General features: G+C 66.6%; 23 protein-coding genes. 21 read left to right on the top strand and 2 right to left on the bottom strand.

Annotation, left to right across the window (positions count from 1 at the left end; translation table 11 throughout):
- Positions 1 to 61 precede the first annotated feature (61 nt).
- The 4 genes from trpS to Q0996_RS09530 all read left to right on the top strand — a co-directional run bounded on the left by trpS (position 62) and on the right by Q0996_RS09530 (position 3,825).
- On the top strand, positions 62 to 1,090 hold the full coding sequence (gene trpS, locus Q0996_RS09545; protein WP_299618183.1) for a tryptophan--tRNA ligase: 1,029 nt from the start codon (positions 62 to 64) through the stop codon (positions 1,088 to 1,090).
- Positions 1,091 to 1,341: 251 nt separating this feature from the next.
- Positions 1,342 to 1,842, top strand: coding sequence for a universal stress protein (locus Q0996_RS09540; RefSeq protein WP_299618180.1), 501 nt, complete (start codon positions 1,342 to 1,344; stop codon positions 1,840 to 1,842).
- Positions 1,843 to 2,064: 222 nt separating this feature from the next.
- Positions 2,065 to 2,625, top strand: coding sequence for a NifU family protein (locus Q0996_RS09535; protein WP_299618177.1), 561 nt, complete (start codon positions 2,065 to 2,067; stop codon positions 2,623 to 2,625).
- Between the two features lie 195 nt (positions 2,626 to 2,820).
- Positions 2,821 to 3,825, top strand: coding sequence for a glucosaminidase domain-containing protein (locus Q0996_RS09530; protein WP_299618174.1), 1,005 nt, complete (start codon positions 2,821 to 2,823; stop codon positions 3,823 to 3,825).
- 121 nt (positions 3,826 to 3,946) lie between these two features.
- On the opposite strand, the gene Q0996_RS09525 is transcribed toward Q0996_RS09530, so the two are convergent.
- Positions 3,947 to 5,032 carry a polysaccharide deacetylase family protein gene (locus Q0996_RS09525; protein WP_299618171.1) on the bottom strand — a complete coding sequence of 362 codons (1,086 nt, stop codon included), beginning with the start codon at positions 5,030 to 5,032 and terminating at the stop codon, positions 3,947 to 3,949.
- Positions 5,033 to 5,423: 391 nt separating this feature from the next.
- Here Q0996_RS09525 and Q0996_RS09520 point away from each other — a divergent pair, with 391 nt between their 5' ends.
- Positions 5,424 to 6,014 (top strand): malonic semialdehyde reductase, encoded by a 591-nt coding sequence (locus Q0996_RS09520; protein WP_299618168.1) that lies wholly within the window; start codon positions 5,424 to 5,426, stop codon positions 6,012 to 6,014.
- A gap of 166 nt (positions 6,015 to 6,180) precedes the next feature.
- On the opposite strand, the gene ddpX is transcribed toward Q0996_RS09520, so the two are convergent.
- Positions 6,181 to 6,750, bottom strand: coding sequence for a D-alanyl-D-alanine dipeptidase (ddpX, locus tag Q0996_RS09515; protein ID WP_299618165.1), 570 nt, complete (start codon positions 6,748 to 6,750; stop codon positions 6,181 to 6,183).
- A 146-nt stretch (positions 6,751 to 6,896) separates the two neighbouring features.
- Here ddpX and tsaB point away from each other — a divergent pair, with 146 nt between their 5' ends.
- The 16 genes from tsaB to Q0996_RS09435 form a co-directional block, all read left to right on the top strand.
- Entirely contained in the window at positions 6,897 to 7,574 is a 678-nt protein-coding gene (gene tsaB / locus Q0996_RS09510) for a tRNA (adenosine(37)-N6)-threonylcarbamoyltransferase complex dimerization subunit type 1 TsaB (protein ID WP_299618162.1), read from the top strand.
- Positions 7,571 to 8,074, top strand: a complete 504-nt coding sequence (locus tag Q0996_RS09505; RefSeq protein WP_299618160.1) for a GNAT family N-acetyltransferase — start codon at positions 7,571 to 7,573, stop codon at positions 8,072 to 8,074. The genes tsaB and Q0996_RS09505 overlap by 4 nt, the downstream gene beginning before the upstream one ends.
- Positions 8,075 to 8,295: 221 nt before the next feature.
- Positions 8,296 to 8,706: a MucR family transcriptional regulator gene (locus tag Q0996_RS09500; RefSeq protein WP_299618157.1), complete on the top strand. Its 411-nt coding sequence runs from the start codon at positions 8,296 to 8,298 to the stop codon at positions 8,704 to 8,706.
- A gap of 195 nt (positions 8,707 to 8,901) precedes the next feature.
- Entirely contained in the window at positions 8,902 to 9,333 is a 432-nt protein-coding gene (locus Q0996_RS09495; protein WP_299618154.1) for a Fur family transcriptional regulator, read from the top strand.
- A gap of 124 nt (positions 9,334 to 9,457) precedes the next feature.
- On the top strand, positions 9,458 to 10,321 hold the full coding sequence (locus Q0996_RS09490; RefSeq protein ID WP_299618151.1) for a GNAT family N-acetyltransferase: 864 nt from the start codon (positions 9,458 to 9,460) through the stop codon (positions 10,319 to 10,321).
- A 22-nt stretch (positions 10,322 to 10,343) separates the two neighbouring features.
- A complete protein-coding gene (locus Q0996_RS09485; protein WP_299618149.1) occupies positions 10,344 to 11,168 on the top strand; it encodes a 1-acyl-sn-glycerol-3-phosphate acyltransferase in 825 nt (274 codons plus the stop codon).
- Positions 11,169 to 11,315: 147 nt separating this feature from the next.
- Complete coding sequence (gene miaB / locus Q0996_RS09480; protein WP_299618146.1) at positions 11,316 to 12,746, top strand: tRNA (N6-isopentenyl adenosine(37)-C2)-methylthiotransferase MiaB; 1,431 nt, start codon at positions 11,316 to 11,318, stop codon at positions 12,744 to 12,746.
- Positions 12,743 to 13,789 carry a PhoH family protein gene (locus Q0996_RS09475; protein ID WP_299618143.1) on the top strand — a complete coding sequence of 349 codons (1,047 nt, stop codon included), beginning with the start codon at positions 12,743 to 12,745 and terminating at the stop codon, positions 13,787 to 13,789. Before miaB ends, Q0996_RS09475 begins: the two co-directional genes overlap by 4 nt.
- 24 nt (positions 13,790 to 13,813) lie before the next feature.
- Positions 13,814 to 14,392, top strand: coding sequence for an rRNA maturation RNase YbeY (gene ybeY / locus Q0996_RS09470; RefSeq protein WP_299618140.1), 579 nt, complete (start codon positions 13,814 to 13,816; stop codon positions 14,390 to 14,392).
- Between the two features lie 3 nt (positions 14,393 to 14,395).
- A complete protein-coding gene (locus Q0996_RS09465) occupies positions 14,396 to 15,328 on the top strand; it encodes a hemolysin family protein (protein ID WP_299618136.1) in 933 nt (310 codons plus the stop codon).
- On the top strand, positions 15,318 to 16,919 hold the full coding sequence (lnt, locus tag Q0996_RS09460; RefSeq protein ID WP_299618133.1) for an apolipoprotein N-acyltransferase: 1,602 nt from the start codon (positions 15,318 to 15,320) through the stop codon (positions 16,917 to 16,919). The genes Q0996_RS09465 and lnt overlap by 11 nt, the downstream gene beginning before the upstream one ends.
- Positions 16,920 to 17,022: 103 nt before the next feature.
- Positions 17,023 to 17,487 carry a helix-turn-helix domain-containing protein gene (locus Q0996_RS09455; protein ID WP_299618130.1) on the top strand — a complete coding sequence of 155 codons (465 nt, stop codon included), beginning with the start codon at positions 17,023 to 17,025 and terminating at the stop codon, positions 17,485 to 17,487.
- 187 nt (positions 17,488 to 17,674) lie between these two features.
- Complete coding sequence (gene metK, locus Q0996_RS09450) at positions 17,675 to 18,853, top strand: methionine adenosyltransferase (protein ID WP_322096674.1); 1,179 nt, start codon at positions 17,675 to 17,677, stop codon at positions 18,851 to 18,853.
- Positions 18,854 to 18,896: 43 nt separating this feature from the next.
- Complete coding sequence (locus Q0996_RS09445) at positions 18,897 to 19,631, top strand: tRNA (guanosine(46)-N(7))-methyltransferase TrmB (protein WP_299618127.1); 735 nt, start codon at positions 18,897 to 18,899, stop codon at positions 19,629 to 19,631.
- Between the two features lie 180 nt (positions 19,632 to 19,811).
- Entirely contained in the window at positions 19,812 to 20,396 is a 585-nt protein-coding gene (rimP, locus tag Q0996_RS09440; protein ID WP_299618124.1) for a ribosome maturation factor RimP, read from the top strand.
- A gap of 70 nt (positions 20,397 to 20,466) precedes the next feature.
- A partial coding sequence (locus tag Q0996_RS09435) for a transcription termination/antitermination protein NusA (protein WP_299618121.1) occupies positions 20,467 to 21,098 on the top strand: 632 nt, incomplete at its 3' end.

Raw genomic sequence — 21,098 nt, 5'->3', positions numbered from 1 at the left:
GCAGCCGGCCAGCGATAACCGCGCCTCACCTCCAGCGCGTCTCTTAGCCAGATCATATCCGATGAAACGCATCTTCTCCGGCGTCCAGCCCTCCGGCAACCTCCACCTCGGCAATTACCTCGGGGCGATCCGCAATTTCGTAACCCTGCAACAGGACAACGACTGCATTTACTGCGTCGTCGATCAGCACGCCATCACCCTGTGGCAGGACCCGGCGGAACTGCGCCAGCGCACGCGGGAGGTGACTGCCGGCTATCTGGCGGCCGGCATCGATCCGAAGACCTCGATCATCTTCAACCAGTCGCAGGTTGCCGCCCACGCGCAGCTCGCCTGGGTGTTCAACTGCGTGGCCCGCATCGGCTGGCTGAACCGCATGACCCAGTTCAAGGACAAGGCCGGCAAGAACCGTGAGAAAGCCTCCTCCGGGCTCTACGTCTATCCCAACCTCATGGCCGCCGACATCCTGGTCTACAAGGGCACCCACGTGCCGGTGGGCGAGAACCAGAAGCAGCATCTGGAGCTGACCCGCGACATCGCCCAGAAGTTCAACAACGATTTCGGGGTCGAGTTCTTTCCCATCGTCGAGCCGCTGATCCAGGGCACCGCCACGCGGGTCATGTCGCTGCGCGACGGCAGCAAGAAGATGAGTTCTTCCGACGCCTCGGACGCCTCGCGCATCAACATGACCGACGATGCCGATGCGGTGGCCAAGAAGGTGCGCCGCGCCACCAGCGATTCCGAGCTGCTGCCCGACCCCTCGGTGGTCGGCGCCGACGGGCAGTTCGCCGAGGACTTCCGCCAGGCGCGGCCGGAGGCCGCCAACCTGCTCACCATCTTCGCGGCTCTCACCAACCGCGATCTCGCCGCCGTTGTCGGCGACTTCGAGGGCAAGGGCTTCGCCGACTTCAAGAAGGAGATGACCGAGGTCGCGGTCGGAACCATGGGGCAGATCGGCGCGGAGATGAAGCGCATGGTCGACGATCCGGCCTTTGTCGACTCGGTGTTGCGCGACGGCGCCGAGCGGGCCCGCGCCCTGGCCGATCCGATCCTTGCGGAAGTCTATGATATCGTTGGGTTCTTGAGACCCTAGAGTGTTTCACGTAGTGACGGCACCAGCCCGCTCCCCCTCCCGGCCACCCACTAGGATAATCGCATTGGGTGGCCGGGAGGGGGAGTGGGCCGGCACCGAATTCGACGCAAGTCGAAAGCGCCCAAAAACTCACATCCGCGCCGCCCGCAGAGCACGCCTGCGCACGTGGCGATTGCGCCGCGAAGGCCGGTGATGGCAGCATTCCGGTTGGGGGAGCGTGCATTCCGGACAAGAACCAAGGGGTAATCGGCATGGCAGAGGCCCAAGAGGCGGCATCGACGGCGACGGAGCCCCGGGTATTCCTCGTCGTGGTCGACGAGACGGAGGAGATGCGCGTGGCCCTGCGTTTCGCGGCGCTGCGGGCCCGCAGCACCGGCGGCAAGGTGGCCATGCTCTATGTCGTCGAGCCCTCGGAATTCCAGCATTGGATGTCAGTGGGCGATCTGATGCGCGAGGAAGCGCGCACCGAGGCCGAGCAGGTGCTGCAGCGCCTGGCGTCGGAGGTCAGCGATCTCTGCGGCTCCCTGCCGGTCCTTTTCGTACGCGAAGGCGACCGGCGGGACGAACTCCTGGCTCTGCTGGATGAGGAGCCCAACATCTCCATCCTGGTGCTGGGGGCATCCACCCGCAAGCGCGGCGGGCCCGGCCCCCTGGTGTCGGCCATGACCGGCAAGTTCCTGGGGCGCCTGCACATTCCGGTCACCGTGGTGCCGGATTCCATGACCGTCGAGGAGATCGACGCGGTCACCTGAAGCCCCGGCCAGGCAATCGTCGGCGCCACAGGCCAAAAACTTGATTAAATTGGTCAGATTTGGCCGATTGCGCTTGAAGCCCGGGCCTAAGTTGCCCAAATTGAGCGCAAAGATGGGAGCAGGCCTCCCGCAACCCTCTGTCCTGGGGTCCTGTTCCGGGCAGGAGGGCCCGCCATTTGGGAGCAGATCCCAATCGCGGCGAAGATCAAGGAGCGATGCCCGATGTTCATTCAGACCGAACAGACCCCCAATCCGGCGACCCTGAAGTTCCTGCCGGGCCGCAGCGTGCTGGACAGCGGCACCGCCAATTTTCCCGATGCGGACTCGGCGGCGCGTTCGCCGCTGGCGGAACGGCTTTTCGGGATCGAGGGCATTGTCGGCGTGTTCTTCGGCACCGACTTCGTCTCCGTCACCAAGGACCATGACCGCGAATGGTATCTGCTGAAGCCAGCCATTCTGGGCGTCATCATGGAGCACTTCACCGCGGGACGGCCGGTGCTCAACCCCGACTCCGCCGCCGGCGACGAGGGCCACAGCGGCGATGCCGAGGACGACGAGGTGGTCGGTCAGATCAAGGAACTGCTGGACACCCGGGTGCGTCCGGCGGTGGCCCAGGACGGCGGCGACATCGTCTTCCGCGGGTTCGACAAGGGGGTCGTCTATCTGCACATGCAGGGTGCCTGCGCCGGCTGCCCCAGCTCCACAGCGACCTTGAAGATGGGCATCGAGAACATGCTGCGTCACTACATCCCGGAAGTCGTCGAGGTCCGCCCCGTCGCCTGAGCCGGCGGTTCGCTCCGCAGCAGCCCGTTGCTGCCGCGCGGCGGATTTGTTTGACGCAAGAAGTCCCACCGAAATCACAGCAAAGCGCCTTCCGGCGCGCGCTTCCCGCTGCGCAATAACGGAATCTTTGGGAAGGCGCGGCTATCGTGCCTGCCGTCGGGGCTACGTTGCACTCTATCGGGAGGCTTTGAGGCAATGGTGGCACGGATGTCGACCCTGGTCCTTGATCTGATCAACGATCGCCGTCCCCAGGTTGTTGCATTTCTTCTTCGTGTGAACGGCAGTCTTGGCGGGCGCCTTGCGTCCCTCACGCTGGTCTTTGCGCTCGCCCTCTTGCTGGCCCTCTGGCAGGGCGCCAAGCCGTTGCCGCCCTCGGCCTGGCAGGAACTTGGCCTGCTGTCCGACAGCCCCGCATTGCGGCTTGTCGCACAGCGCGATGCCGCCGCGTTGCAAGACTTGTTCGATGAGCGGGGTTACACCCTGACCCGGCTCTCCGGGGGAGCCGCTGTGCCGCGCCTGGCAGTGGCCCGTCTGCCGCGCGATATCGACGACCTGATCGACAGCGCCGCCCGCAAGGCGCTGTTCCTGCGCAGCCTGCTGCCGCTGGTCCTGCAGGCCAATGCCGAGATCGCCCGTATTCGCGGCAAGGTTACCGCCGCTCTGGATGCGCGGGCCGCCGGCCGTCTGGGGGCGGTCGATTCCCTCTGGCTCGAACAGGTCGCCGCCTGGTACGGCGCCGATCCTGAGGACGCTGCTGACATCCTCCGCCGCATCGATCAGGTGCCGCCGAGCCTGGCACTGGCGCAGGCCGCGCAGGAGAGTGGCTGGGGCCGCTCGCGCTTCGCCCGCGACGCCAATGCCCTCTTCGGCCAGCGCACCTGGGGCGAGGGCCAGCCGGGCCTCGCGCCCAAGGAGGCCGACCAGGACAACTTCCGGGTCCGTGCCTTTCCCGACCTGATGAGCGGCGTGCGGGCCTATCTGCATAACCTCAACAGCCACCGCGCCTATGCGGACCTGCGCGCGCGCCGTGCCCGTGCCCGGGCCGTCGGCACGGCTGCCAGTTCCCTGGATCTGGCCGGCAGTCTCACCAGCTATTCAGAAGAAGGGGCCGCCTACGTCGCGGCCCTGCGCGAGCTCATCACCAGCAACGACCTGCGGACCCTGGACGGTCTGCGTCTGGAGCGCCTGCGCGGTTCCTAAAGCGATTTCGACTTATGTCGAATCGGTTCCGGCCCGCTCCCCCGTCCGGCCACCCATTAGGATACTGTCGCTGGGTGGCCGGGCGGGGGAGCGGGCCGGTGCCGCAAAGACAGAGAAGTACTTAGCGGAATTCCGGTGCCGGCTGGTCGGCGGCAGGTGCTGCCGGAACCGCCTGATCGGCGACGACGAACTGGGTGCCGAACCAGCGCCAGCGTCCGTCCCCTGCGCGCAGGGTGCAGTTGATCCGCGCGCGCCCCGCGGGCAGCGCCTCGGGCAGCCGGAGTTCGATCCGGTTGTCCAGACGCGTCAGCAGGGGCTCGCCGTTGCGGGCGAAGCAGTTGAGGTTGCGCAGGTCTTCCACCTCGCCGGCCACGGTGAAGCCGAAGTTCGGCGGGTTCTGAGAGGCATAGCGCAGGAAGGGGTCGGTGGGGGTCACCTCGCGCACCGGCAGCGGCAGCGTGTTGGCGACCAGGCGAAAGCGCTCCATGTCGCCGTAGGCCTCGTTGATCGGAAACCGCGCCAGGGAGAAACGGTCGGACATCGGGCCTATGGCACCGGAGTGCTGGCCGAAGGCGGCGGTGAACCCGGCCTCCTCGACGGCCGTCCGCAAGGCGGCGGAGATCTCTCCGTAGGGATAGGCGAAGACATCCGGCTCGGTGCCCAGTTCTTCGCGGAAGCGCTGTGCGGCCTTGGCGATGTTGGCGCGCTGCTGCTCGGCGTCCAGGCCCACCATGTGGCTGTGACGGTGGCCGTGGTTGCCGATGGTGACGCCCCCGCCGGCCCGCATCTCGCGGAGCTGATCCCAGGAGATATAGCCGGGCAGGCCGTGGTCGAGGGGCTCGCTGGAAACGAAGATCGTGAACGGCAGGTTGCGCGCGCGCAGCCGCGGCCAGGCCTCGGTGTAGACCGAGCGGGCGCCGTCGTCGATGGTGATGGCGACAGTCCGGTCCGGCAGGGCCCGGCCCGCCTGCATGGCATCCAGGATCTCGGCCAGAGGCAGGACACTGTAGCCGCCGGAGGTCAGCTCATCGAGGTGCGCCTCGAACTGGGTCAGACGGACGCTGGTGGACGGCAGGCTGTCCTCGCCGAAGCGGTGGTACATCAGAACCACGGCGCCGCGGTGCGCGGCGGCGTCGAGCTGGGCCACAGCCCGTGGCTCGGTTGCTTCCTGCGCCGCGGCGGTGCCGACCCAGGCGAGCCCGAGCAAGCCAAGGCCCGCCCTGATTACCGGCGCAAGCCGTTTGCGATTTTTGCCCAGAGAGCCATCGCCCAAAGAGCCATCGCCCAAAGAGCCATCGCCCAAAGAGCCATCGTTCAGAAAGACAGTGCTGCGGCCAGCGCCCATTGCGGCACCCATGTCGTTTTCCTCCGTCGATTCCCTGCTAGACGATCCCTGTTGTGCGCACCCCGGCGAAGCGGCGCGGCATGCGACATCCTGGTCTTCCGGATACGCCTCTCAAGACCGGCACTCCGGCCGGTACCTGGCAATCGGCTGGGCGTATCGGGCTTGCCGCCACCACCTCCAGGGGCCAAGGTAGGGCCTCTTGGCCCTGATAACGGCTGAGCGTGGCGACTTGAGCTTAAGAAAGGGATAAACCGTGAGTGAAATCTTGAGCGATGCGGGTCTTGACCAGATTTTTCGCCACGCGAGAACCCATTCGGCCTGGCAGGAAAGCGGCATTAGCGACGTATTGTTGGAAGCGGTCTACGACCTTGCCAAGATGGGCCCGACCAGCGCCAACTGCAGCCCTATGCGGATCCTGTTTCTGCGCAGCACGGAGGCGAAGGAGCGCCTGCGTCCGGCCCTTGCCGAGGGCAATGTCGAGAAGACCATGGCGGCCCCGGCGACGGCGATCATCGCCTACGACCTGGAGTTCTACGAGAAGCTGCCGGCGCTCTTTCCGCACACCGATGCGCGCGCCTGGTTCGCCGGCAAGGACGCTCTCATCGAGGAGACGGCCCAGCGCAACGGCAGCCTGCAGGGGGCCTATTTCATCATCGCCGCCCGCGCCCTGGGTCTGGACTGCGGGCCCATGTCGGGCTTCGACCGCGCAAAGGTGGATGCGGAGTTCTTCGGCGGAACCGCCTGGCACTCGAACTTCCTGTGCAACCTCGGCCACGGCGATCCGGAGCAGCTCCGTCCCCGCTCGCCGCGCCTGGAGTTCGACGAGGCCTGCCAGCTCCTGTAGCGAAGGGCGCCGGTGCTCCTGGCCGGAGCGGACTTGACCTCCTAGAGACTTTCATGTTTGACGGCACCGGCCCGCTCCCCCACCCGGCCACCCAATTCGATTATCCTAGTGGGTGGCCGGGTGGGGGAGTGGGCCGGCACCGAATTCGACGCAAGTCGAACACCCCCTAGGCAGCGCTCGCCGGCATGAGCGGCCGCGGCACGGCGGCATCGTGCAATAGGGGATAGCTGAGCGGATCGAAGAGCTGATAGTGCCACCACTCGTATTGATACCAGTCCCAGCCGGCCGCAGTCATCAGACCCAGCAGGAGGGCGCGGTTGCGCTGTACCTCGACGGGGAGGTCCAGGCGCCCATGGTGGGCCTGCGGGCGGAAGTCGTCGAAGGGCGTGCCCATGTCCAGTTCCGCGCCGCTGGCCGCGTCGACCAGGGTGAGGTCGACGGCGATGCCGCGGGAATGGTTGGAGCCGACCCGGGGATCGGCGATGAAGTCCGGATCGGGAAAGCTGTTCCACAACACCCATTGGGCTGCGACCGGGCGGTAGGCGTCGAAGATCTTGAACCGCAAGCCGAGGGGCGTGGCCAGGGCGATGGCCCGCGTGAGGGCGGCGGCGGCACGGGGATGAAGCTGAGCCTCGGCACGGCCGTAGATCGGCTTGCCGGTCACGTTGTCGGCGGTGGCATAGGCCAGGGCGATCTCGACATCGAAGTCGGGCGCGGCGATCGGCGTCAGGGTCATGGCGGTGGCGATTCTCGGTCGGGCAGATTGCGGGAAATCGTCTCTAGCCTTCCTGTTAGCACGATGCGGCGGCCGGCGAACAGGGCCGCGGATCGGCCTCTGTGACCCCCTCGACGTCAGCTTTGCCGGATCCGGCAATCCTTGCCATGGACAGCGCCGGCGGCGCCTGTTCCGCCGCTGTCTGGGCCTCCGGCGCCCTGGCCGCGCGGCGCCATCAGCTTATGGCCCGCGGCCAGTCGGAGCAGTTGGTGCCGATGATCGCGGCGGTCATGGCAGACTGGGGCGGGTCCTTCGACACCCTCGATGCCATCGCCGTGACCACCGGCCCCGGCGGCTTCACCGGCGTGCGCATCGGCCTGGCAACCGCCCGCGGCCTGGCGCTGGCCAGGCGCTTGCCGCTGCTGGGGATCTCCTCCTTCGAAGTGGCTGCGGCCGCCGCGGGCGAGGCCGAACGGGCGGGTCGGACGGTGGTGGCCCTGATCGATTCGAAGCGCGACGATGTCTTCGTCCAGACCTTCGATGCGGAACTCGGGCCGAGCACGGCGCCGGCGGAATTGTCGCTCGGCGCACTTGCCACGGCGCTGCCGGCGGGCCCGCTGCTCCTGACCGGCGACGCCGCGGGCGCCGGCTTGGCGGCCCTGCAGGCTGCGGGGCGTCCGGATGCGGTGCCAGCCGATGCCGCCGGGCCGGGCGATGCCGGCGTGCTGGCCGCGCGCGCGGCCTGGCGCCTCCAACAGGGGCTGGGGGACGCGGCCGGGGGGGCGGAGCCGCTTTATCTGCGCCCGCCCGACGTGACCCCGCCGAAGCGCGGAGGTGCGTCTTGAGCGGCGGCGAGATCCGCGCCGCTTCGCCCTGCGATGTGATCCTGCTGGCGAGCATGCAGGCCGCCTGCTTTGCACCAGTACCCGGCGCGGACGAGACGGGCGGCGCCTATGTCGGGGAGCCCTGGAGCGCGCGCGCCTGGGCCGAGGTTCTGGCGATGCCCGGCAGCTTCGCGCTGATCGCGGCGCTCCCCTCCCAGCCGATCGGGTTTCTCCTGGCCCAGGTGCTGGTCGACGAGGCGGAAGTATTGAGCCTGGGAGTCTTGCCGTCGCACCGCCGTGCCGGCCACGGCCGCAGGCTGCTGCAGACGGCGATGGACCTGGCTACCGAGCGGGGGGTCGGGAGGTTTCTTCTTGAGGTCGCAGAAATCAACCATAGCGCGCACACGTTTTATGCGAGCAACGGCTTTGCCCGAATCGGGCGCCGCACCGCCTACTACCGAGACCAGACCGGTGCCGCGATCGACGCCTTGATCCTGGCAAAGCCCTTGGCAGGCGCCTAGCCGCGGGTCCGGATCGGTCGAAGCGCGAAGAACCGTTGGATTCGGCTGCCGTCTTCAAACTGTATCCATTTTTGAACTAAATCGGCAGGCTTTGGAGAAATAAAAAAAGTCAATGACAAGCTGGCTTACATAAACTACTCTTTTCGTATTGAAGAATTGTTGATTCTCTTGCGGAGATTTCTTATATAGGCCACAGCATTGTGGAGGAGTTCAAGAGGTCAATGTCTGAGCAAGCGAAGCAAAGTGAGTTGCTTTCCTTGACGACCAACATCGTCGCAGCACACGTGTCAAATAATTCGGTCGCGGTCACTGATCTGCCGACGATCATCCGCGACGTCTACGAAACGCTGTCCAACGTGGGCACCACCCACGAGCGGGAACCCGAACGGCCGTCGCCGGCGGTGCCGATCAAAAAGTCGGTAACGCCGGACCACATCGTCTGTCTTGAGGACGGCAAGAAGTTGAAGATGCTGAAACGGCACCTCAAGACCGCGTACGACATGTCGCCGGAGGATTACCGCGAGCGCTGGGGATTGCCCGCGGACTATCCCATGGTGGCCCCCAACTACGCCAAGCAGCGCAGCAAGCTGGCCAAGCAGATCGGCCTGGGGACGCGCGCCCGGCGCAAGTGATCGCCCAAACGTCTTTGTTCGCCCGGGCCGAGGCAGGGTTGCGCGTCCGGGCGGTTTTGCCGACAGAAGGGGCGCCGTCGCCGATTAGGCGAGCGGCGCTTCTTCAGTTATACTGACGGCTTCGGCCGTTCGCGGCTGAACGGTATAAAGACAGAAACACACGCGCGGTAACGGCATTGGGGATCTTGGGAAGGCATGCCCGATCGCTTGGAAAAGCTCTGCATTGAAAAGGGTTTGAAGATGACCGAGCAGCGGCGTGTGATCGCACGGGTGCTCTCGGAGTCGACCGATCATCCGGACGTGGAGATGGTCTATCAACGGGCCTCGGCACGCGATTCGCGGATTTCCATCGCGACCGTTTACCGGACGGTGAAACTCTTCGAGGAAGCCAGTATTCTCGAGCGCCACGATTTCGGCGATGGCCGCGCGCGCTACGAGGAGCGGCCGGACGAACACCACGACCACTTGATCGACGTAAAGACCGGCGAGGTCGTCGAGTTCACCAACGAAGAGATTGAGCGTTTGCAGAAAGAGGTGGCCAAGTCCCTGGGTTATCGCCTCGTCGACCACCGCCTGGAGCTTTACGGCGTGCGCGAAGAGGGCAACAACAAGGACGAGCCGAAGTAGCTGCGCCAGCATTGGGCCAGCGTTTCGGCCAGCATTGGGAACGTCAGAAGCAACTGTAACGACGCGCCGGCGATTGTCTTGATCGTCCATTACCTACCGGCGCTGCTGCGACTAAGGGTGTGACATGAGCCTTGCGGAGAACAAGCCTGATCGCCCCGTCGATGTGGTCGGCGGAAACCTGCGAATCCGCCTGGCCGAGGCCGTGGCCGAGGTGCGGGCCGCGCAGGCTTTGCGTTACCGCGTGTTCTACGAGCAGATGGCGGCGAGCCCGACGCCGGAGATGCGGGCGGCGCGGCGCGACTTCGATTCCTTCGACGATTACTGCGACCACCTGCTGGTCTTCGACGAAGAGCGCGGCAGCGGCCCGGAGGCCGTGGTCGGCACCTATCGGGTGATGCGGCGCGAAGGCGCGGCGCGGCGCGGCCAGTTCTACACCAGCGACGAGTATGAGATCTCCAACCTGGAGAGCTATCCCGGCGCGGTGCTGGAACTGGGCCGGTCCTGCGTCGATCCGACGAGCCGTAGCGGCGCGGCCATGCAATTGCTTTGGCGCGGCATCGCCGAGTACGTTTTCTATTACGACATCCACATCATGTTCGGCTGCGCCAGCCTGCCGGGCACCGATCCCGAGCAGCTGAAGCTGCCGCTGTCCTACCTCTACCATCACCACCTGGCACCGCCGGCGCTGCGGGCACGGGCTGTGCCTGAGCGTCATGTCGCCATGGACATCCTGCCGGTTGAGGAGGTCAACATCGCCGAAGCCCGGCAGAGCCTGCCGCCTCTGGTCAAGGGCTACCTGCGCCTCGGCGGTTTCGTCGGCGACGGGGCCGTGGTCGACCACGACTTCGGGACCACGGACGTCTGCGTCGTGGTCAAGACCGACTGGGTGACGGAGAAGTACCTGCGCCACTACAAGCGCGAGGAGGGCGCTGCCGCTTCCGGGCCCGGCGCGGCCGCGGCCGCCCGCCGCCTTCGCAGATCGCCCTGATCCGGAGGGCGATCCGACCCCGATGCCCACTCCTCACTTCGGCTCCCCGCTCACCGCATTGGGGCGCGGCCTCGTCTACTTCGCCTTCACCGCCGCGATGATGCCGCTGCAGGCTCTTGCGGTGACCTTCCGCTGGCCGCTGCGCAAGAGCCTGCCTCACTGGTACCACCGGCGCACCTGCCGGATCTTGGGTATCCGGATCGAATCGCGCGGCAGGAGGTCCCCCCGCCATCCCACCCTCTTCGTCGCCAACCACGTGTCCTACTTCGACGTCGAGGTACTGGGTGCGCTGACGCCGGTGTCCTTCGTCGCCAAGGCGGAGGTCGCCACCTGGCCCTTCTTCTCCTGGCTGGCGAAGCTGCAGGAAACCGTCTTTGTCGAACGGCGCGCCCAGCGCACCGCCGATCATCGCGACGAGATCGCGAGCCGGTTGGAGGCCGGCGACGATCTGGTGCTCTTCGCCGAAGGCACCTCGGGCGACGGCAACGGCATCCTGCCGTTCAAGAGCGCCCTCTTCTCGGTGGCGGAGCGCCGGCCCAAGGGACAGGCGTTAACCGTTCAGCCAGTATCGATCAGCTATACCAGACTCGACGGCGTGCCTCTGGGCCGCTATTTAAGGCCGTTCTTCGCCTGGTATGGCGATATGGATCTGGGTCCTCATCTCTGGCATGCCTTGAGTCTTGGTTATGTGACCGTGGTTGTGGAGTTCCACGAGCCGGTCACGCTTGAGCGTTTCGGGTCGCGCAAGGCGCTCTGCGACCACTGCCATGCGGTGGTGTCCGGTGGCGTGGCGGTGGCCCTCTCGGGTCGGTCCAGGGCGGTTCAGGCCCTGCCGCAGGCCGGTTGAGCGTGGCATTGGCACGTGCCGGACAGGGCGGGACCGGGGCAGGCCCGGGAAGAGGATCTGTGGTAGCATGGAATTTTGCTCTCGGCGGTTGCAAGGGGTCCCTGCGGTGGCCCTTCGCCGGGGAGCGGCGGGAAACATAGGAAAGCGGTGAAGCAGAAAGGCAAAAAACGGCTCTTCATCAAGACCTACGGCTGTCAGATGAACGTCTACGATTCCGCGCGCATGGCCGATGTGCTGGCGCCCCTGGGATACGAGGCAGTCGATAGCCCGCGCGGCGCCGACATGGTGATCCTGAACACCTGCCACATCCGCGAGAAGGCTTCTGAGAAGGTCTTTTCCGAACTCGGCCGGCTGCGCGCCTTCAAGGACGAGCGCCGGGCAGAGGGCGCGGAGATGGTCCTGGCCGTGGCCGGCTGTGTCGCCCAGGCCGAGGGCGAGGAAATCCTCAGGCGGGCGCCCCAGGTCGACCTGGTCTTCGGCCCGCAGACCTACCACCGCCTGCCGGAGATGATCGCGCGCGCGGCCCGAAAGGGTGGCGGCGAGCTGGACATCGACTTTCCGGTGGAATCGAAGTTCGACTACCTGCCGGAGGAGACCATCAATCCCGGCGCTTCTGCCTTTCTTTCCGTCCAGGAGGGCTGCGACAAGTTCTGCAGCTTCTGCGTGGTGCCCTATACCCGGGGCGCGGAGTTCTCCCGGCCGGTGGCGGCAGTGCTGGCCGAGGCGCGGCGCCTGGCGGCGGCGGGGGTCCAGGAAATCACCCTCCTCGGGCAGAACGTGAACGCCTACCACGGTGAGGCGGCGACCGGGGGCATCTGGGGGCTTGGCCGCCTGCTGCGCGCCCTGGCGGAGATCGAGGGGATCACGCGCCTGCGCTACACCACCTCGCATCCCCGCGACATGGACGATGAACTGATCGCCGCCCATGCGGATGAACCCAAGCTCATGCCCTACCTGCATCTTCCCGTGCAGTCGGGCTCCGACCGGATCCTGGCGGCGATGAACCGGCGGCATACGGCGGGCGACTATCTGCGCATCGTCGAACGGCTGCGCAAGGCGCGTCCGGACATCGCCCTCTCCTCGGACTTCATCGTCGGCTTTCCCGGCGAAAGCGATGCCGACTTCGCCGACACCCTGCGGCTGGTGACCGAGGTCGGCTATGCCCAGGCCTATTCCTTCAAATACAGCCCGCGGCCGGGCACGCCGGCGGCGTCCGAAGCACAGCAGCTTCCGGAAGCGGTCAAGGCGGAACGCCTCGCCGGCCTGCAGCAGTTGCTGGGCGAGCAGGCTGTCGCCTTCAACGCCGGTTGTGTCGGCAGGACCCTTCCGGTCCTGCTGGAACGCGCTGGGCGCAAGCCCGGCCAACTGGTGGGGCGCAGTCCTTACATGCAGGCCGTCCACCTTTCGGTGCCCGAGGTGGCGCAGCAACGCCTGATCGGGGCGCTGCTCGATGTGGAGATCGAAGCGGCGCATCCCAACTCTCTGGCAGGCCGCCTGCCGCTCGCCGGCGATCTGCGTCCCTGCAGCGCGGCCTCTGTGGCCCCCGACGCTTCGACAAGAGCAAGGATCTCAGCTTGAGCTCAGACAGTTTCAGCGGCACGGCAGCCGGCCGCAAAAGTGAGCCAACCTTCCTGCAGTTCGACGACAACAGTCTCCTGCCGCTGCTCTACGGCGAGCACGACCAGAACCTTCTGCGCATCGAACAGCAGCTCGGCGTGAGCCTGGCCTCGCGCGGCAACCGCCTGGCCATTTCCGGCCCGGCCGACTCGGTCGAGGCTGCCAATGCCGCTCTGACGGCGCTCTATGAACGTCTGCGCAAGGGCATGGACGTGGGCGACGGCGAGGTCGATGCGGTCATTCGCATGGCGGTGCAGGCGCCGGACCACGAAGGCGGGCACAGCGGCGCGGCGGCGGTGCATTCCGACGATCTGGCCATCGTCACCCGCAAGCGCCGGGTCGCCCCGCGCTCGCCGGGCCAGAAGGCTTACATCCAGGCGCTGCGCGACCACGAGATGGTCTTCGGCATCGGCCCCGCGGGCACCGGCAAGACCTATCTCGCCGCGGCCATGGCTGTCTCCATGCTGCTGGAGGGGGCCGTCGAGCGCATCATCCTGTCGCGTCCCGCGGTGGAGGCCGGCGAACGTCTGGGCTTCCTGCCGGGCGACCTCAGCGAAAAGGTGGACCCCTACCTGCGCCCGCTCTACGACGCGCTCTACGACATGCTGCCGGCCAATCAGGTGGCCAGCCGGCTGTCCAACGGCGAAATCGAGGTGGCGCCGCTCGCCTTCATGCGCGGCCGCACCCTGACCAATGCCTTCATCATCCTGGACGAAGCCCAGAACACCACCCCGGTGCAGATGAAGATGGCCCTGACGCGCCTCGGCGAAAACAGCCGCATGGTGGTTACCGGCGATCTCTCGCAGATCGACCTGCCCAAGGGCGCGCCCTCGGGCCTGCGCGAGGCCAGCAACATCCTGGCCGACCTCGAGGGGGTGGCCTTCGTTCAGTTTACCGCCGCCGATGTGGTGCGCCATTCGCTGGTGACGCGGATCGTGCGCGCCTATGCGGCCTTTGACGCCAACCGCTCTGGAGAAGGAGATCTCTTCGATCCGCAGCGCTGAGCGTCTGCCGAGATCACCCGAACGATGAACGACGAGCCTGGACCCTGCCAGTTGGAGGTCGCCGTTTCGCTGCAAGATGCAGCCTGGGGCGAGGAACTGGAAGACCTGGAAGAGATGGCGCAGCGGTCGATCGAGACGGCGCTGCGATGCCTTCGCGAGGCCGCCCCCGAGTATGCTCTGCAGGGCGCGGTGGAGGTCAGCCTGCTGTTTGCCGATGATGCCGCCGTGGCCGAGCTGAACGCAGCCTATCGTGGCCGCCAGGGGCCGACCAACGTGCTGTCATTTCCGAACATGGAGCAGCCTGGCCCGAACATGGAACAGGCTGGCGCACCGGCGGGCCAGCCGCGTCTGCTCGGCGACGTGGTGCTGGCACGTCAGACGGTGCTGCGCGAGGCCGGGGCGCAGGGCAAGAGCCCCGCAGCCCACACCGCCCATCTTCTGGTCCATGGCCTGCTCCACCTCTTGGGCTACGACCACGAGAGCGCGTCCGAAGCCGCGGAAATGGAAGCCCTGGAGACGGCGATCCTGGCCAAACTCGGCCTGCCCGACCCCTATGCCGAGGCCGCGCCAGACCCGGTCGGCTGTCTGGCGGAGGGGCGCTGAGCCATGGCGGAGACCTCGGGCAACGGGCGCGGTCCGCGCGGCAACGGCCAGAACGGCGGCGGGCTCTGGCAACGTCTGCGCGGCTTCGTCAAGTCGCGCCAGGGCGAAGCGCAACTGCGCGAAACCATCGAAGAGATCATCGATGAGATCAAGGAGGTCGAGGGCGAGGAGGAGCTGACGGCGCCGATCAGCAGCGACGAGCGCGTCATGCTGTCCAACATCCTGCGCCTGCGCCATCTCACCGCCTACGACGCCATGGTGCCGCGCGCCGATATCGTCGCCGTCGATCTGGACACGCCCATCGAGGCATTGATCGATGTCATGAGCGAGGCCGGCCATTCGCGGCTGCCGGTCTACCGCGAGACCCTCGACGAAGTGATCGGCATCGTCCACATCAAGGACGTGCTGACCTATATGAAGGGCGAGCGCACCTTCGATCTGGTCGACCTGGTGCGGCGCATCCTGGTCGTGGCCCCATCGATGCGGGTGCTCGACCTTCTGCTGGAGATGCGCCTCTCGCGGGTTCACATGGCGCTGGTCGTCGACGAGTTCGGCGGCATCGACGGTTTGATCACCATCGAGGATCTGGTGGAGGAGATCGTCGGCGAGATCGAGGACGAGCACGACGTCGCCGAGGGGCCGAAGCTCATCGACCGGCCCGACGGCGGCCTGGTTGCCGACGCGCGCGCCACCATCGAGGAGTTCGAGGAGAAGGTCGGCCCGGTGCTGTCCGATGAGGAGCGCGAAGAAGACATCGATACGCTCGGCGGCCTCGTCTTCGCCCTGGCCGGCCGGGTGCCCGGCCGCGGCGAGCTGGTCGAGCACGAGCACAGCGGGATGAGCTTCGAAGTCCTCGAGGCCGACCCGCGCCGGGTCAAGCGCGTTCGGGTTCACAACCTCGCCGACCGCAGGCGCCGTCACGACGATGACGGCTGAGAGCGGGCAGCGCGCGCAAACAGGTAAGACTGAGGGCTGGGCCCAAAAGCTGACGGCGCTCACCGGCTGGCGCCGGATGGTCCTGGCCGCGCTCTGCGGCGCGGCGGCCGCCCTCGCCATGCCGCCCTACCATGTCCTGCCGCTGTTGATCCCGGCTTTCGTCGTCGCCTTCTGGTTGCTGCAGGGGGCCGGCAGCGGGCGTGCGGCGGCCCTGGTCGGCTGGGCCTTCGGCGCCGGCCACTTTGCCCTCGGGCTCTACTGGGTGGGCCATGCCTTTCTGGTGGACGCCGAGCGCTTTGGTTTCGCCATGCCTTTCGCCGTCGTCGGCCTGGCGGGGGGGCTGGCGCTGTTTCCGGCCCTGTCGTTCTGGATCACCGCCCAGGCCGTGGCGCGGGCCCGGCTGGGCGGTGCTGCCGCGGTGGTCGCCTTCGCCGCCGCCTGGCTGCTGGGCGAGGGGCTGCGCAGCTGGGTTCTGACCGGCTTTCCCTGGAACCTCATGGGCTCGGTCTGGACGCTCTCGGCCGAAGCCCTGCAGCTTGCGTCCCTGGGCGGCGTCTGGCTGCTCAGTTTGATCACCGTGATCGCCGCCACGGCGCCGGCAATCCTCGGCACGCCGGCGGCCCGCAACGGCCGCGGCTATGCCTTCGTGCTTCTGGCTCTGCTGCTGCCGGCGGTGTCCTGGGGTTACGGCGCCGCGCGCCTCGCCGGCGCTCCGGCAGCTGGGAGCGACGTGGTGGAGGGGGTGCGCCTGCGCCTCGTCCAGCCGAGTATTCCCCAAGCGTTGAAGTGGCGCAGCGATCTGCGCGCCGAGCATGTGCGCAGCCAGATGCGCATGTCCCTGGCGCCGGGCCACGAAACCCGCACCCACATCATCTGGGCGGAGACCGCCGTTCCCTATCTCCTCTCCGCCCTGCCCGTGCTGCAGCAGGAACTGGCGCAGATCGTGCCGCCCGGCGGATATCTTATCGCCGGGGCGCCGCGCGTTCGGCCGGAGGATCCGCAGGGGCCGATCTGGAATTCCCTCTACGCGCTCGATTCCGCCGGCCGGGTCGCGGCCACCTTCGATAAGGTGCACCTCGTGCCTTTCGGCGAATACACCCCGCTGCGCGACTGGCTGGGCCTCGCCAAGCTGACCGCCGGCAGCCGCGACTTCTCGGCTGGCCCTGGGCTGCAGACCATCGCGCTGCCCGGCCTGCCGGCCTTCAGTCCGCTGATCTGCTACGAGGTGATCTTTCCCGGCAAGGTGAAGGCCGAATCGGCCAAGGCGCCCCGCTGGCTACTCAATGTGACCAATGACGCCTGGTTCGGCGACTCGAGCGGGCCCTACCAACATTTTGCATCGGCACGTATGCGCACAGTTGAAGAAGGCATTCCATTGGTTCGTGTTGCCAATAACGGACTTTCGGCAGTTGTGGACTCCTATGGTCGAGTGCTCCACCAAATTAATCTCAATGATCGAGGCATTATTGATGCAGAACTACCCGAGGCTGCCGAAGGTCGAACGCTCTATTCCAATGCGGGTAATTTGCTATATCTTGTGGAATTAATTCTGTGTACTTGTGCAATATTTGTGTTGCGGCGTTTTGTTTGACCGACTTAGACTTAGGGCCCTTGACGAATCAACCACCTGTTGGCATACATGAGTATGCCTATAGTCCTACGTTTCTACTGATTTCTGATAAAGGTTGGTGCGAATGGCGCGACAGAGCGCGGCGGTGGGCGATCGCCGAACGAGCGGGCCTAACCCAGTCGATGTTCATGTCGGAGGTCGCGTTCGTTTGCGGCGAACGCTCCTTGGCATGAGCCAAGAAAAACTCGGTGAGGCTATTGGACTCACCTTCCAGCAGGTGCAGAAGTACGAACGCGGTGCCAATCGCGTCGGGGCAAGTCGTCTGTTCGACTTATCGCGAGTACTTGATGTTCCGGTCAGCTTTTTCTTCGACGAGATGCCGAAGGAAGTGGCTGCCAGCTCTCCGGCGCAGCGCCCCGGGGTGGGCAAGCCGGCACCGGAACAGGAACTCGATCCTCTGGTGAAGCGCGAGACCCTGGAACTGGTGCGCGCTTACTACAAGATCGAAGACGCCAGCGTGCGCAAGCGCCTCTTCGAAATGACCAAGGCCCTGGCCGCTGCAAGCAGCGGAGCCAAGGGCGAGGACTAGAGCGTCTTCCACTTAAGTGGAACGGTGCCAGCCTGCACCCCCTTCGTGCCCCTGTGACATAGCTGGAGGCACAGGCCTTTGGTGGGGGCGTGCCGTCCAGGTCTTTTGCCCTTGCATGTTCGCTTGCAATTGACTGGCCGCACCGTTATTCCCAGCGGGCTATTCATCAGCCCGAACGAACGGGAGCATGGCGGTGCGTAACGGCAGCTATCTCTTCACCAGCGAGTCAGTCTCCGAAGGTCATCCCGACAAGGTCTGCGACCGTGTCTCCGATGCCATCGTCGATACCTTTCTGACTCACGATCCTCACTCGCGCGTCGCGGTGGAAACCCTGTCGACGACCAATCGCATCGTCCTCGCCGGAGAGGTGCGCGGGCCCGCCGCGGTCACCGGAGAGTTGATCGAAGAGGTGGCCCGCCACGCGGTGAAGGAGATCGGCTACGAGCAGGAAGGCTTCCACTGGAAGAAGATGGCCGTGGACAACTTCATCCACGAGCAGTCCGCCGATATCGCCCAGGGCGTCGACGCGGCAGGGAACAAGGACGAGGGCGCCGGCGACCAGGGGATCATGTTCGGCTTCGCCTGCCGCGAGACCGAGGGCTTCATGCCCGCCCCGATCTACTTCTCCCACAACATCCTGCGGTCTCTTGCCGAAGCGCGCCATTCCGGTGCGGAGCCCGGACTGCTGCCGGACGCCAAGAGCCAGGTGACCCTGGAGTACATCGACGGCCAGCCGACCCGCGCGACCTCGATTGTGGTCTCCACCCAGCACGGCGAAAACCTCGACCAGGACCAGGTGCGCGAGATCGTGCGCCCGCATGTGGTCAACGTGCTGCCCGAGGGATGGATGTGCCCGGAGGAGGAGTTCTATGTGAACCCTACCGGCCGCTTTGTGATCGGCGGGCCGGACGGCGATGCCGGGCTCACCGGCCGCAAGATCATTGTCGACACCTACGGCGGCGCCGCGCCCCACGGCGGCGGCGCCTTCTCCGGCAAGGACCCCACCAAGGTCGACCGCTCCGCCGCCTATGCGGCGCGCTATCTGGCGAAGAACGTGGTCGCCGCCGATCTGGCCGAGCGCTGCACCATCCAGCTCTCCTACGCCATCGGCGTGTCCAAGCCGCTGTCGGTCTATGTCAACGGCCTGGGTACGGCCAAAGTCGACGAGGGCAAGCTGGCCAAGACCCTACAGGAGCTGATGGACCTCTCGCCCCGCGGCATCCGCGAGCACCTGTCGCTGTCGCGGCCGATCTATGCGCGCACCGCCGCTTACGGTCACTTTGGCCGCTCCCCCGATGCCGACGGCGGCTTCTCCTGGGAGCGGACCGACCTCGTCGATCCCCTGCGCGTCGCTTTCGGCGCATAGGCGCCGCCGCTTTTCGTCTTCGCCAGCAGTCAGCGGGCCGAGCGTGTCGTCGGGCCGGCGCAACATCTACGGCCGGCGCCACGGCCGTCCCCTGCGGGCGACCCGCCGCGCGCTTCTGGAAGAGCGCCTGCCGGCGCTGCAGATCGCTCTTCCCGAGGACGACGGCAGGCTGCAGGTGTCTGCGCTGTTCGACCCGCCGCCGCCGCGGCTGTTCCTGGAGATCGGGTTCGGTGGCGGCGAACACCTCGCCTGGCATGCCGCCGGGCAGCCGGACCTCGGGCTCCTCGGCGCCGAATACTTCATGACCGGCGTCGCAAGCCTGCTTCAGCAGTGGCCCGAGGAACCGGACAGCGCGCGCCTGCGGATCTACATCGGCGATGCGCGGGATCTCATGGACCGCCTTACCGATGCCCTGTTCGATAAGATTTTCATCCTGTTTCCCGATCCCTGGCCCAAGCGCCGCCACCACAAGCGGCGGCTGATCCAGCCCGCCACCGTCGATTCCCTGGTGCGCCTGCTGAAAGACCGGGGGGAACTGCGCTTCGCCACCGACGATCCGGGCTATCTGGCCTGGGCCCTGGCCTGTCTGACCACCCACCCCCAGTTGCGCTGGCAGGTGGCGGGGCCGATGGATTGGCGCCGGCGCCCGGCGGACTGGCCGCCGACCCGCTATGAGGAAAAGGCTCTCGCCGCCGGGCGGCGGCCGGCCTATCTGCGGTTTCGCCGCCTTGCGCGTTCGTCTGAGGCGCCGCGAACCGACCCTGCCGAGGGCCGCTGAAGCGCGGTGATTCGGGCCTCCGGAGGCGGAAAAATGCCTTGCAGGCCAAGGGTTGCGGGCGTAATGTCCCGGCTAGTCAAAGTGGCGATACCGGAGTAACAGGGATCGTCGGGCTACCAAAGCGGTGGGCCTCTGGCCCGCTTTTTTTGTTTGAGCACCACCTCTAGGGGAGCATTGGCAGTGTCTGGGGCCTTGCAACAGGCCGGTTTGCCGCTGGCGAAAACCAGTGAAGGCAAGGCCGCGGAGGTCGAAGCCTTGATCGCGCCGGCGCTTCAGGCCATGGGCTACGACATTGTCCGGGTCCTGCTGTCCGGCGGCGAGCGCCTGCGCCTGCAGATCATGGCGGAGCGGCAGTCCGACGGCGGCATGAACGTCGACGACTGTGCCGAGGTCAGCCGCGCCGTGGCGGCCATCCTGGACGTCGAGGACCCGATCGATGCGGCCTACACCCTGGAAGTCAGCTCGCCCGGCATCGACCGGCCGCTGACCCGCCTGGCGGACTTCGACCGCTTCGCCGGCTTCGACGGCAGGGTCGAGATGGTCCATCCCATCGAGGGGCGCCGGCGTTTTTCCGGCCGCCTCTGCGGAACCCGCGGGGAGGCCGTGGTGCTGGCCTGCGAAGAGGGCGAGGTGGCTTTGCCCTTCGCCGATATGCAGAAGGCGAAGCTGCTGCTGACCGACGATTTGATTGCGGGGCGCCCCGGACCGGAAGGCCAGGCCCCCCGGACGGCGGAGGCCGATGGCCCCGCGGACAGACTGAACTGACGCTTCGGAGGGCGGCGTGGCCGGACCCCTCCGATCGAAGACGAGCATTCTTGGGACTGAGAAGACAGCGATGGACACCAGCGCTCTAGCACGAACCGAACTCCTTCAGGTGGCCGATGCCGTGGCCCGCGAGAAGTCCATCGAACGGGACGAAGTCCTGGAGGCGATGGAACAGGCCATCTCCAAGGCCGGCCGCGCCAAGTACGGCCACGAACACGACATCCGCGCGGAGATCGACCGCAAGTCCGGCGAGGTGCGGCTGCGCCGCTACCGCGAGGTCACCGACGAGGTTGAGAACGAGTTCACGCAGATCCTGACCAAGGATGCCCAGGCGCGCCAGGACGGCGTCGGCCCCGGCGACTTTATCATCGAGGAACTGCCGCCCATCGACCTCGGCCGTATCGCCGCCCAGACCGCCAAGCAGGTGATCGTCCAGAAGGTCCGCGAGGCCGAGCGCAAGCGCCAGTTCGAGGAGTACAAGGACCGCGTCGGCGAGGTCGTCAACGGCATCGTCAAGCGCAACGAGTTCGGCAACGTGACCGTCGACCTGGGCCGCGCCGAGGCGCTGATGCGCCGCGACGAAAGCCTGCCGCGGGAATCCTTCCGCACCGGCGACCGGGTGCGGGCCTATATCTATGACGTCCGCCGGGAATCGCGCGGGCCGCAGATCTTCCTCTCCCGCGCCCATCCCGCCTTCATGGC

The organism is Pelagibius sp., from assembly GCF_028289705.1.
Classification (GTDB): Bacteria; Pseudomonadota; Alphaproteobacteria; order Kiloniellales; family Kiloniellaceae; genus Pelagibius.
This window is presented reverse-complemented; position numbering and strand designations above follow the sequence as displayed.